Annotated in this window: 11 protein-coding genes; 5 read left to right on the top strand and 6 right to left on the bottom strand. The window is 59.0% G+C overall.

Annotation, left to right across the window (positions count from 1 at the left end):
* Window positions 1-209: 209 nt before the first annotated feature.
* Window positions 210-830, bottom strand: a complete 621-nt coding sequence (locus ADA16_RS02145) for a transglycosylase family protein (protein WP_048758734.1) — start codon at window positions 828-830, stop codon at window positions 210-212.
* A 904-nt stretch (window positions 831-1734) separates the two neighbouring features.
* On the opposite strand from ADA16_RS02145, the gene ADA16_RS02140 reads away from it, so the two are divergent.
* Window positions 1735-2166, top strand: coding sequence for a cold-shock protein (locus ADA16_RS02140; protein ID WP_048758732.1), 432 nt, complete (start codon window positions 1735-1737; stop codon window positions 2164-2166).
* A 71-nt stretch (window positions 2167-2237) separates the two neighbouring features.
* Here the strand turns inward: ADA16_RS02140 and ADA16_RS02135 are convergent, their stop codons facing one another.
* Window positions 2238-2732, bottom strand: a complete 495-nt coding sequence (locus ADA16_RS02135) for a DUF2771 family protein (RefSeq protein WP_048758728.1) — start codon at window positions 2730-2732, stop codon at window positions 2238-2240.
* Window positions 2733-2854: 122 nt separating this feature from the next.
* Window positions 2855-3916 (bottom strand): glutaminyl-peptide cyclotransferase, encoded by a 1062-nt coding sequence (locus ADA16_RS02130; protein WP_239659306.1) that lies wholly within the window; start codon window positions 3914-3916, stop codon window positions 2855-2857.
* Between the two features lie 110 nt (window positions 3917-4026).
* Here ADA16_RS02130 and ADA16_RS02125 point away from each other — a divergent pair, with 110 nt between their 5' ends.
* The 3 genes from ADA16_RS02125 to ADA16_RS02115 all read left to right on the top strand — a co-directional run bounded on the left by ADA16_RS02125 (window position 4027) and on the right by ADA16_RS02115 (window position 7289).
* A complete protein-coding gene (locus tag ADA16_RS02125; RefSeq protein WP_239659305.1) occupies window positions 4027-4719 on the top strand; it encodes a DUF3027 domain-containing protein in 693 nt (230 codons plus the stop codon).
* A gap of 173 nt (window positions 4720-4892) precedes the next feature.
* The gene (locus ADA16_RS02120) at window positions 4893-6407 is read left to right on the top strand and encodes an NCS2 family permease (protein ID WP_048758723.1); all 1515 of its coding nucleotides are present in this window, start codon (window positions 4893-4895) and stop codon (window positions 6405-6407) included.
* Between the two features lie 9 nt (window positions 6408-6416).
* Window positions 6417-7289, top strand: coding sequence for a TrmH family RNA methyltransferase (locus tag ADA16_RS02115; RefSeq protein ID WP_048758722.1), 873 nt, complete (start codon window positions 6417-6419; stop codon window positions 7287-7289).
* A gap of 19 nt (window positions 7290-7308) precedes the next feature.
* Here ADA16_RS02115 and ADA16_RS02110 read toward each other — a convergent pair whose 3' ends face one another.
* The 3 genes from ADA16_RS02110 to serC all read right to left on the bottom strand — a co-directional run bounded on the left by ADA16_RS02110 (window position 7309) and on the right by serC (window position 10694).
* Window positions 7309-8214, bottom strand: coding sequence for a DUF6928 family protein (locus ADA16_RS02110; RefSeq protein ID WP_048758719.1), 906 nt, complete (start codon window positions 8212-8214; stop codon window positions 7309-7311).
* Window positions 8215-8229: 15 nt separating this feature from the next.
* Complete coding sequence (gene sepH / locus ADA16_RS02105) at window positions 8230-9357, bottom strand: septation protein SepH (RefSeq protein WP_048758716.1); 1128 nt, start codon at window positions 9355-9357, stop codon at window positions 8230-8232.
* A gap of 200 nt (window positions 9358-9557) precedes the next feature.
* Complete coding sequence (gene serC / locus ADA16_RS02100) at window positions 9558-10694, bottom strand: phosphoserine transaminase (RefSeq protein WP_048758714.1); 1137 nt, start codon at window positions 10692-10694, stop codon at window positions 9558-9560.
* Between the two features lie 713 nt (window positions 10695-11407).
* Between serC and ADA16_RS02095 the strand changes: the two genes are divergently transcribed.
* Window positions 11408-12703, top strand: a complete 1296-nt coding sequence (locus ADA16_RS02095) for a citrate synthase (RefSeq protein WP_082150630.1) — start codon at window positions 11408-11410, stop codon at window positions 12701-12703.
* The last annotated feature ends 100 nt before the right edge of the window (window positions 12704-12803 follow it).

Below are 12803 nucleotides of genomic sequence, written 5' to 3'. Positions count from 1 at the left end.
GGAGGTAATCTCTGGTGTTATCCATGATGCAATGACCGCCTGACCCTACCAGCCATTTTTCCGCTCATTTTTGACATAAACGCAGTCACTAACTTACGCGGTCACTAACTCGCATTGGCCCACCGTCGCCGGCCAGCTGAAGGCAAAAAGTAGCCCCGAGGATGGATTACCCTCGGGGCTACTGAAATGAGCTGGCTAGCTCGGAAGTCTTAGATCAGACCCTGCAGCTTCGACAGGTCGAACGGAATAGCTGCAACCAGTTCCTGCGGAAGCTCAATCTGGCCGGTCAGCGCACGGAACTCAGCGATGAGTGCCTGAGCGTCGGACAGGCTGTTGACGTTGGACAGACGGTCAGCGAACTTCTGGACCAGGTCGGTCTTGGAGTCGGAAGCAGCAGCTGCCGGAGCGGCCTGTGCACGAACCGGAGCGGCGCCCTTGCTCGGGTGCGGACGGTCGGTCGGGCCGGAGGAGAGGCCCAGGCTTGCGGAGCATGCCGGCCATGCGCCCCAACCCTGCTGAGCCAGAACCTTCTCAGCAACGTAAATCTGCTGCTCGCGGGAAGCCTTGTCAGCGGTCGAAGCGAACTCGTTACCGCCGAAAGCGCTCCAGGTGCTTGCAGCAAACTGCAGGCCACCGTAGTAGCCGTTGCCGGTGTTGATGTGCCAGTTGCCGCCGGACTCACACTGTGCCAGGCGGTCCCAGTCGGAGTCCGGGGCTGCAGAAGCGGTCGGTGCGAAGACGGCGGCACCTGCACCGAGGATTGCACCGGTCAGTGCGACCTTTGCCGAAGTGGAAGCGAAGGTGTTGGTCTTAGCTGCGTGGCGAGCCATATGAAAATTTCCTTTTCGTCGATTTTCTTTGTGGCGCCAGTGGGGCTAATGCAACCCCATCTCACTCTTATGGAAAGTTCTCACGTTGTTAATAACGGGCCGATGTCATCGCACTGGAGTGAGATGAAGGCGATCGATGCGACTTCGTCCGTTAAACGCGTCGATTGCACACGGTAGCGGTTGGTAACGAAATAGTCACGCGAATCGCCGAACTCGTCATTTTGAGAACGGGTGGAAGGCATGCATAAAAATAGGTGAAATTGCAGGTAGAGGGCGTGACTGTTATTGGTGGTGTGTAAGTTAAAAGCCTAAAATGTGATGAAGGTCACGTTATCGTCTTGTTATTTTTCTAGTTTGAGCGCGTTTGTGGCGCTTGGGGAGGCGGTCATAAATGCCTAAGGTTCAGCCTGCAAGTGACCTCCCAAACGGCGGAGCTGAGCTCAGCCACTGTTTCGAGCTTGCAGATAGGGCCGTGCATGTGTCAGTCAATGGGGCTGCTCACTTCCGGTAAAAGCATCTTCCCTTTGTGTGCCCATTTATGGGTATAATTGACTTCTTTAGGTACTCGGAGGTGACGTGCACCCGCACGCCGCTACCGCTGCCACCACTTCGCAGTAGTAAGCAGTAGTAAAGAATGTGTTCTCGTTGAAGCGCTTCCTGTTTGGTCGCACCTTAATTGAAGGAACACCTTTAATACAGCACCCGGCCCGGCATATCGTCGCGGTCCTGCCAGGCCAAGCTCGCCCAGCGAGCCTCTAACTTCGGCCGTCTGTGCATGCGAGGTCGGTGACAAGTGCGGAAGAATCACACCTCCGATCCGAAGACCCCGAAGCGCAGTCACCACTGCACGAGGGGAACGAGGTTGAGTGCCCCAGTCACAGGGCACGGGAAGGTTAGGTGGAAAGTGCCCATCGGTAAGGTCAGGTGGTACGACAAGGACCGCGGTTTTGGCTTCGTGTCGAATCCGGACGGGGAAGATGTCTACATCGGCAAGAACGTGCTGCCGAAAGGCGTGGAAGAGCTTGTAACTGGTCAGCGCCTGGAGTACGACTACGCTGACGGCCGCCCAGGCCCGCAGGCACTTCGAATCAAGGTGCTTGATGAGGGGCCGCGCGGTGCCCGTCACCGCCGTGGCGGGGCAGGCGGGGGCGCAGGAGCTCGTCGTCAAGCGAAGAAGTATAGCCCCAGCGATCTAAACGGCATGATTTCAGACATGATTTCCATGCTGGAGTCGACGGTGCAGCGGGATCTGCGCGCCGGGCGCTACCCGGAGCGTAAGGACGGCCATCAGATGGCTGAGGTCCTGCGTGCGGTCGCGCGCGAGCTGGACTCGTAAGTAGTTAGAAGATGTGAAAACGCCCGCTCACGAAGGTGAAAAACCTCAGTGGGCGGGCGTTTTGCGGTGCTTTACGACGGTTCGTTGACGATTGACCAAGTAATGCCGTAGGTGGTCTCTTCACCTTCGGAGTTCTTTCCAATTAGTGCGGTGGAAACCTCAACGACACCGAGTGGGGTTCGCTTGCCGGCAACAGCTGCGGAGCCAGCGATGGTCTCGGTCGTGGCTTCGCCGGGATCCTTGCGCGAGGTGGAGTTGACCGCATCGTCGGAGAAGAAACGCTGCAAAGTCCAAGAGTTCGAGCCAACGGCGGTGCCGACGTTAATCTCAGCTGTTTCCTGCTCGCCCAGGGAAATCTTGGCGGCGTTGGACTCAATCGTGGTGCAGGCGTTCTTCTCAAACAAATCGCAGATGCGATAGGGAAGAACCTTCGTGGTTTCGCCGTTCTGATTGACTTCGATGGACAGTGCGCGCGGATCTTCGATTGCCTGGTTGGCCCACTTATTGACAGCGAGGACGATGCCGGTGACGACAAGACCCACCACGACAATAGCGCCGACAACCATGAACGCCTTACTATTCTGTTGCCAGCGGCGCCTATTCGATCCCATCAACTCTCACTTCCCGACATTTGTAACGGAATTGAAGCTACGTTCAGTCACACTAGCCGTTTTTGGGCCAGATACTGCTATTCCCTCACGGTAACACGGTAGGCAGTGGGCCATTTCTTCCCTGTAAGCAGGAACTGACGGGGCCCATTGGGAGAGGTAGAGGAAGAATCCGGAATTAGCGCAATACCGTTGAGCACATCAATACTTTTTTGCTCTGCCGGGGAGAGCTGCGCGTACAGGTCGCGGAAGAGCTCGGTGGCATCGACGAGGCCAGTGACCTTTCCGTCTTCCGGATTGATGCGGTAGATGAATGGGCTCTGCCAGACGTTGGCCCAAATCTCCCGGCGCGGCCGTGGGGGTTTTGGTTCTCCTGTGTTGCTCAGGTTGTTTGTACCGCTCGTGTCCGCCGGTGCTTCGTCCGGATCTACGTCGGTGTCGACCGTGACGCACTCGAGTTCGTTTAGCCACGTTGTCTCCGTGTCTGCCGCAGTGATGGGCAGTTGATGCTGAGCTGAGAGGTCATCGGGGGAGCGGAAAGTGAGGGTGCCACTGCCGTCGGAGGTCACGATGGTGTCCTCGAAGGAGCACGCACCCCAGCCCTCAGTGTCGAAGGGGACTTCGCGACGCTGTTTAAGAGTGACTGCGTCGCGTTCAATGGCTCGACCTTCCTGCCATGTCAGCTGCCACACGGTATCGCCATGACGGGTGATTCCCTCGCCGAATAGGTCGGGGTGCAAATCCTCTACGTTGGTCGGCTCAGCCGCAGGGTTGTCGAGCCACTGGGGCAATCGGTAAATCTGGGACTCGCCGTAGAGTCCAGTGCCCATCAGCAAAGAGCCGTCAGGTTCGAGCTCAAGTCCCTGGACAAAGGGGGCAGCGACATTCTTCTCAGCGGGAAGTGGTGGAGCGGAGACGGGATAGGACTGATTGATGGTCAGTTTCAATGTCGGAACGCCACCGAGCCCCGGGGCCTTATCGGCACCAACCAGCTCGGTTGGGTTAACCGACGATGAAGTCGACATTGGTGTGGTGCCGGAGTTCGAGTCCGCACCGGTTTCACTAGCAGGGTCTGCGCCCCAGTGATTGCCGTTTGAATCAGTATCAGCCGCGCAACCGGATAATAGAGCGGCAGCTGTCACTGAGAGGATGGCAACCCGGGCCGTCGTAAAGCATGACGAACGGAAGGAGCGGGCCGGTTTTGCGTCGCCCGACGGGAATCTGTCCATGGCTTCACTCTAGGATAGGAAACGTGACTGAAAATCGACGACGTTCTCGAAATAGCCGCCGACGGGGGAAGGTGATGAATCACCAGGCGGTCGATACTGCACGTACCGCGATTGAAGAGCTAGGGGAGGGGCCCGCTGGCGCGCACACCGGGGTAAGCGTTGTAGGCGAAGGAGTTGCAGTTCATCGTTTTGCCGCTGACTTGCCCGGATACAGGGGCTGGGAGTGGCATGTGGTGGTCGCGTGCGCGCCGGGCACTCAGCAGGCAACGGTCAGTGAAGTGGCTCTTGTGCCTGGCGAAACCGCGCTGCAGGCGCCTGAATGGGTGCCCTACGAGGAGCGGTTGCGTCCCGGTGATCTCGGTCCGCGCGATCTGTTGCCGGCTGCGGTGGGAGATGAGCGACTCGACGGCGAAGATCTGCAGACCCGCACACTGTCGGCGCGGGGTGTGGAAGATACCGAGCAACGCTGGGAAGAGGGCGATACCGGCCCGGAGAGCGACTTTGCCCGGGAAGCACTGCACCGCTGCCGAACCTGCGCCTTCATGGTCCCCTTGTCCGGGCCACTGGGTAAGAACTGGGGAGTGTGCGTCAACGAGTGGACATTCGACGCCACAGCCGTAAGCTTTGACCACGGCTGCGGTGCTCACTCTGCGATTCCGGAAGTCACTGGACAGGGTGCTCCGGTGGCGGAACCCTACCAGGATTCGCCCTTGTAACTTCACGTAATTGCCCGCCTTGGCAGGAGCGATGCTGAAGATGGGTGTAGCACCGAAGTGGCCGCGGTCCCAGAGACTGCACGGTGACTGCTCTTCGACATAAAAACTCCCGCGTTGACGCGGATAAAACACGTGACGCGGATAGAAACAGACTTTAGAGAGGTACTAGAAAAATGGACAAAGGCACGTCCACCTCTGCAACATCCTCGGACGAGTTGACGGAGTCCAAGGCGTCGCGGCCGGGGCGTCATCTCTCGGCGGTAGACCGCTACTTCCAAATCACGGAGCGCGGTTCGACGACCGTAACAGAGATCCGCGGTGGGGTAGTGACCTTCTTCGCGATGGCCTACATCATCCTGCTCAATCCGCTCATCCTCGGCAATATCGAGGATGTCAACGGCAATAGCTTGGGCTTGCCGCAGGTCGCAGCCGTCACCGCGCTCGCCGCAGGTGTCATGACCATCGCTTTTGGTCTTTTTGCCAAGTACCCCTTCGGCATTGCGACGGGCTTGGGTATCAACACCCTGGTTGCTGTCACATTCGTCGCCAATGAGGGGCTAGCCTGGGAAGAAGCGATGGGCCTGGTCGTGCTGGACGGCGTGATTATCGTGCTGCTGGCCCTGACGGGATTCCGCACAGCTGTCTTCCATGCGATTCCGGCCGATATGAAGGCCGCAATGAGTGTGGGTATCGGCCTATTCATCGCCATGATTGGTCTGGTTGACGGTGGCCTGGTCCGCCGTATCCCCGACGCCGCAGGTACGACGGTGCCAGTGCAGCTCGGCATCAATGGCCAGATCGCCTCGTGGCCGACCGCCGTGTTTGTGCTGGGTCTGATTATCTGCGGCATTATGGTCGTCCGCAATATCCCGGGCGGCCTGTTCATCGGTATCGTGCTGAACACCATCATTGCACTCGCCGTTGAAGCGTTGACCGACGCGGGTCCGTCCTTCGCTGACGGCAAGCCCGTGCCGACCGGTTGGAATCTCGCCGTGCCGACTCTGCCGGATCGGGTGGGCGGTATGCCGGATCTCTCCCTCGTCGGCGCTGTGGATATCTTCGGCTCCTTCGCCCGCATCGGTGCCCTCAGCGCCACCATGTTGCTGTTCACTTTGGTCCTGGCCAACTTCTTCGACGCCATGGGAACGATGAACGGTCTGGGCAAGCAAGCTGCACTTGTCGATGAGGACGGCGTGCTGCCGGACATGAAGCGCGCCCTCGTCGTCGAGGGCACCGGCGCCATCGTCGGTGGTGCAGTCAGCTCTTCGTCGAACACCGTCTTTGTTGATTCCGCGGCAGGTATCGCCGATGGCGCACGCACCGGCCTCGCCAACATCGTCACCGGACTCTTGTTCCTGGCAGCGATGTTCTTCACGCCACTCTACGAAATCGTGCCCATCGAAGCCGCCGCGCCGGTGCTGGTCATCGTTGGCGCCATGATGATTGGCCAAGTCACCGAGATTGACTTCACCCGCTTCGACATCGCGCTGCCGGCATTCTTGACCATCGTCACCATGCCGTACACCTACTCGATCGCAAACGGTATCGGCATCGGCTTCATCACCTTTGCAGCAATGGCTATCTTCTCAGGTCGCGCTAAGACCGTGCATCCACTGATGTGGATTGTCTCCGGGCTGTTCGTCATCTACTTCGCCGCTGATCCATTCACCGCTCTGTTGGGCGGCTAAAGAGTATCCATGAGTACCACCGCATCCCTCGGTCGCTTTGCACCCATCGTCATCGATGATCCTTCCGACAGCCGGCTCGATGACATCCGCAACCTAAACAAGTCCGATTCCCGCCCCGATCTGCCCGGCGGCAAAGGGCTGGTCATCGCTGAAGGCACACTTATCGTGCCGCGTCTAGTGCGCTCGCGCTTTCCACTCCGCGCAGTCTTCGGTACTCGCCAGAAGCTCGCCACGCTTGCCGACGGTTTGACCGCGCGCGAGGTCGACATTGCGGAAACGGTGCCCTGGTATGAGCTCGACCGGGAGGTTCTGGCTGCAGCAGCCGGATTTGATCTTCACCGCGGCTTGCTGGCCACCGCTGACCGTGCGCCTGCACTCTCGGTGGACCAAGTTCTGAGCGGAGCCACCACCTTGGCTGTGATGGAGGGCGTCGGTGACCACGAGAACATCGGTGCTCTGTTCCGTAACGCGGCGGGCATGGGTGTGGACGGGGTCGTCTTCGGAGCGGCGTGTGCCGATCCGCTGTACCGCCGCAGTGTGCGCGTTTCCATGGGGCATGTGCTGACAGTCCCATTTGCGACTCTGCCTGGTACCACAACCACCTGGCAACGAAGCCTGGACCAACTCAAAGAGCAGGGCTTCCGCGTGGTGTCCATGACACCTGCGGGCACAGTGGATCTGTGGGATGCCATGGATACGGACAAGGTCGCTATTCTCGTTGGCGCTGAGGGGCCGGGACTTACCGAGCACGCGATGGCGGCTACCGATGTGCGTGCCCGCATTCCCATGTCACCGGGAACCGACAGCCTGAATGTGGCCACCTCCGCAGCGATTGCCTTCTACGAACGTCTGCGCGTTCAGGCGCAGCGCGCAGGGCGCTAGGGCTCTAGGGCGGTAGCAACTATTTCCCGAACTTGCCTCGCGCCCGCTGCCAGGTGCGGCCAGCGAAGTTCTTGGCCTTAGCGCCAAAGCGACTGAGCTCCTCCAGAAAGTCTCGGTTCGGCTCTGCGTTGTGAACCTCGTAGTCGTCGTAGCCACGATTAAGTTCTGCGCCAGACTCGGAGGAACCCGGCTCGCCCATTAGCCCGCGCGGACTACGAGACGTCGAATACGAAGTTCCGGGAGCCGCGCGACGACCATCGACTGCAAAACCACAGACCGGGATATCTGCAGCAGGCGAATGCGGGTCGAATCCGAGCCAATCGGTGATGACGGCGTCGGCAAGCTCTGCCGGAATGAAAGGTAAACCGACGCCCTCGCGCGGACGTGAACCCGTATCTTCGAAAGCGTCGGGCAGCGGGCGGTGCTTGCCCGCCCAGAAGCTTCCCTCTGCGGGGCAGGGAAGACCGATGTCCTCCAGTGTGCGGTAGCGAGTAGCGGAGAAAGCGCGCTTGAGCTCACCATCGTGCCAATGCGCAAAGGCACCGAAGCCCGTAGCTTTATCCGACACAGTCGCGTAGACGTCCGTGGCGGCAATCTCCTGCCGCAGACGCGGCGACAGCTTGGACAGCTGCGAAACATCGTCGAGGACTGTCTGGAGCACAGCAACGCCCTCAAAACCGCCGATGTAATATTCGCCGTCGCCGGTCTCCGCCGAGCGATTGAGCGGGAAATCACCAATTGGTGTCACCGGCAGCGTCGAGTCATAAAGGGCCAGGAAACGACGCCCAAAACCGCGGTCGTGTTGAACACCCGTCTCCAGGGTCGCAGCGGGATCATTGGTACTGATAAACCAAATCGTGACTACACCGCGGCGAATCGCGGCAAATTCGAAATCAGAGGCGTTGCCACTGGTCATGGAGCTCATTGTCGAGGGAAACTCCTACTTCTTCGGGCCGTTCGGACGTACGCCGAGAAGCACATCCTCCCACGACGGCATGACAGTCTTCTTCTTGCGCTTCGGCTGTTCCGCATCAGGGTGCTGCAAGAACTCCGCTTCGTCGATGTCTTCGTCGACGGCCTCGCTTTGCGACGGATCGTCGTGCTCCCCATGGCCTCGCGGCGGCTCCGCCGGCGCCTGCCATGCGGCCGGCATCTCAGCGGTATCCGCGGCATCGGCAGCGTGACTTGCCTGCGGGGCCAAATCGCGGTTGCGACGGGCAAAGTCAGGGTCAATCAGTTCCGCTGCCAGTTCATTGCGAGCAATAGTGAGTGCGGAAAGTCCCTCCGCCTGGTAGCTCCACTCGGCCACGTTAGTGGTGTGACCGACGTTCCAGGTCACGGTCACAATCCACTGTCCACTCGGGTCGCGGTAGGCATCCCATGTGGCATCGGAGAGTTCCTGACCACGGGCGGCGAAAGCGGTGGCGAGAATCTCCCACAAAGACAGCTTGGCCGGGCCATCGAGGCGGCGCGGCTTCGACTGCTTGCCGAGCTCCGCAATACGTGCGCGCTCCGCGAGCACCGGATAAGCGAAGGACTCAATCTTGCGCGGCTGCATACCGCTGTATTCAATGAGCTCTTCGACGGTCTGGCCGCTGCGAATGCGATCCTGAATCTCGCGGGGCGACAATACGACGCGGGGCTCTTCCAAAACTGGCTTCGGTGCCGTTGGGGTTTTCTTCGGCGCTGCGTCTGCCTCAGAGGTGTGGCCGGCTGTCTCGGTGCCGTCGGCAGAATCACCGCTTGCGGTGGCGGCTTCCGCTGTGCTGTCACCAGCGGAATTTCCATCAGCGGAGGTGTTCGCTGAGGTGTTGCCCTCCGAAGAGCTGCCACTGGCGGCTGTGGCGGTGGCGCTGGATTCGTCGGCAAGCGATGCGGAATCTGCTGCGACTGGGGCACCCGTAGCATCGGTGAGCTTGAAGTGCTCGACCAGGAAGGCGCGCAGGTTCTCGTCGAGAGGCAGCGTGAAGCGAAGTCCTTCCTGTCGTTCCTGCTCAGTGATATCGGCGGGAACGAGAGTCAGTGAATCGGTCACATCGCCGTCCAGAACGGGCTTCAGCTCCCTCATGCGAGAACCTCCTTGTTGGTCGACGTTATAAGTAATGCTCACTAATCATGGTAAACGACAAAACTCCCGCGTCACGGACAATCGGGGCAATGCCCTTGCGCGTGGCGCGGGAGTCAAGCGGCTGAGACCGGTAAATGGCGGCTGCTTTGTAACTAATTTGCTGTTACTTTGCAGCTGCTTTGCTGCTAGCTGCCTTGCTGCTACTTGGCGGCGTAGCCGTTGTCCAGAACCCAGTCGATAGCGCCAGTCAGGCGACGGATGTCCTCCGGGTCAATGGCCGGGAACATACCGATGCGCAGCTGGTTGCGGCCCAGCTTGCGGTACGGCTCGATGTCGAGGATGCCGTTGGCGCGCAGAACCTTGGCAATCTGCGCAGCATCGATGTTGTCTTCGAAGTCGATGGTGCCGACGACCAGCGAGCGCTTTGCGGCATCGGTGACGAACGGGGTTGCCTCCGCGCGGTTCTCAGCCCAGTTGTAGAGGTGAGATGAGGACTCGGTGGTGCGAGCGACCATGCCGTCGAGGCCGCCGTTGGTGTTCATCCACTTGACCTGATCAGCCAGCATCAGCAGGGTGCCGACAGCCGGGGTGTTGTAGGTCTGGTTCTTGCGGGAGTTATCAACGGCAGTCTGCAGGTTCAGGAAAGCCGGGATGAAGCGGTCGGAAGAATTGATCTTCTCAATACGCTCGATAGCGGCCGGGGACATCGCAGCCAACCAGATGCCGCCGTCGGAAGCGAAGCACTTCTGCGGGGAGAAGTAGTAGACGTCAGCCTGGGACATGTCGACCGGGAGGCCGCCCGCGCCGGAGGTGGCATCGATGGCGATGAGCTGGCCCTCGGAACCTGCCGGGCGGGTGACCGGAACCATGGTGCCGGTGGAGGTCTCGTTGTGAGCCCAACCAATGAGGTCAACGCCCTCTTCACCAGCGACAACCTCAGGTGCGGAACCAGGCTCTGCTTCGATGATCTGCGGAGCATCGAGCCACGGAGCCATCTTGGAGGCCTTGGCAAACTTGGAGGAGAACTCACCGTAAGTCAGGTGAGCGGACTTCTTCTCGATGAGCCCAAAGGTGGCAGCATCCCAGAAAGCGGTTGCGCCGCCGAGGGACAGGACAATCTCGTAGCCTTCCGGAAGCTGGAAGAGCTCTGCCAGACCCTCGCGAACCTCGCCAACAACGTTCTTCACTGCCGGCTGACGGTGGGAAGTGCCCATGATAGAGGTACCGCCGTCAACGATTGCCTGAATCTGTGCCGGGCGAACCTTCGACGGACCGCAGCCAAAACGGCCGTCGCCGGGCTGGAACTCTTCAGGGAGAACTGGGAATTGATCGCTCATATGAGGCGCAACCTTTCAAAGTGAAGCTTGATATACAGCCGTTGTCTTCAAACTCTAGCGGTAATCGGGGGTACTTATAGCAAAAGGGTGGGGTTCAATTGCCCCCGCTTCCGTACTTTGCATATCGAAACAGGGTGGATTGGCGATTTTGCAAAGTTTGCGAAGGTATTTTTACAGCTTTGCTGGTGGTGGAAATTTATTGCCGTGGGGAGCTGGGTGGGGACTGTGGGGTGAATTATTTTGGATTTAGTCGATGTGATTTTGAGCGCTAGTCCGATGACTTTCGAGCTTTTGGAGACGCGGGCTGTTGAATGTGCTCCTAACCTCTTGGTTAGTAAATGAGCTGTGACAACGTAATAAACCTGGTTTTTCCATTTGCATTTCGAGGTGAAGAGGGGTCAAGATTGGGGGAGCCCAGCCTGCCCGAATGGGGTAGAGGGTGTTGCACTGCTCACACTCTTTGATATTGTGTGTTCTAATCCACTGCAGGTGTCGGTTCTTTATGATTACGGCACGGTCGATGTGAACTAAGCAAACTTTTTCACTCGGCAATATGCACTGGAATGCAAATGTCGCGCATAATTGAATCATTGGAAACAATGCGACCCCGAAGGGGTGACGTGGAGTTGGGAGGCAGTGCGCTGTTTTCCGCTGTGCTTGCTTCCCCCGCACTCTGGAGTCGTTAAGAAGAAATTTTCTGCGAAAGGGAAGTTGTGGCTACTAAAGACGGCAAGGCTGTACTCCACTACCCGGGCGGCGAGTTCGAGATGGACATCGTCAAGGCAACCGAGGGTAACGACGGTATTGCTCTGGGCAAGATGCTCCAGGAAACTGGACTGACCACCTTCGACCCGGGCTACACCGCCACCGGTTCTACCGAGTCCAAGATCACTTACATCGACGGCGGTAACGGCATCCTGCGCTACCGCGGTTACCCGATTGAGCAGCTGGCTGAGAAGGCCACCTTCAACGAGGTTTCCTACCTGTTGATTCACGGTCACCTCCCATCTGAGGAAGAGATCGCACAGTTCAACCACGACATTCGTCACCACACCCTGCTGGACGAGGACTTCCGTCGCGCATTCAGCATCTTCCCGCGTGGCGCACACCCGATGCAGACCCTGGCTTCCTCGGTCAACATTCTGGCTTCCTACTACCAGGACGAGCTGGATCCGCTGAACGAAGAGCAGCGTAACCTGGCTGCAGTTCGCCTGATGGCTAAGGTTCCGATGCTGGCTGCATACGCTTACCGCGCATCCAAGGGTGAGCCGTACATGTACCCGGACAATAACCTGAACGCTCGCGAGAACTTCCTGCGCATGATGTTCGGTTACCCGACCGCTGACTACGAGGTTGACCCGGTTGTGGTTGACGCTCTGGACAAGCTGCTCATCCTGCACGCTGACCACGAGCAGAACTGCTCTACCTCCACCGTCCGTATGGTCGCTTCCTCCGGCGCTTCCATGTTCGTCTCCATCGCTGCTGGTATCAATGCTCTGTCTGGCCCGCTGCACGGTGGTGCTAACCAGGCTGTTCTGGAGATGCTCGAGGATATTCAGCAGAACCACGGCGGCGACGCTACCGAGTTCATGAACCGCGTGAAGAACAAGGAGCCGGGCGTCCGTCTGATGGGCTTCGGTCACCGCGTCTACAAGTCCTACGACCCGCGCGCGGCTATCGCTAAGAAGACCGCTCACGATGTGCTCGAGCACCTCGGCGGCGACGAGCTGCTGGATTTGGCCATGAAGCTGGAAGAGATTGCACTGGCTGATGACTACTTCGTCTCCCGCAAGCTCTACCCGAACGTTGACTTCTACACCGGCCTGATTTACCGCGCCATGGGCTTCCCGACGGACTTCTTCACCGTCCTGTTCGCCATCGGTCGCCTCCCGGGCTGGATTGCTCAGTTCAACGAGCAGGTCACTGACCCGGCATCGAAGATTAACCGTCCTCGCCAGATTTACACCGGCGAGACCGAGCGTGACTTCGTTCCGCGCGAGCAGCGCTAAGGTTTCTAGCGATTACTGCGGAGGGGTTTCTCGCAGGTAAATCAGCATAGAAAAGTTCAGCGTAGAAAACGCGAAAAGGCGCGTACTAGCCTTCGAAAGG

Origin of the sequence: Corynebacterium vitaeruminis (genome assembly GCF_001054325.1) — a bacterium.
In the GTDB taxonomy this organism is placed as follows: domain Bacteria; phylum Actinomycetota; class Actinomycetes; order Mycobacteriales; family Mycobacteriaceae; genus Corynebacterium; species Corynebacterium vitaeruminis_A.
Note: the sequence above shows the minus strand (reverse complement) of the source record. Positions and strands in the feature narration are given on the sequence as shown.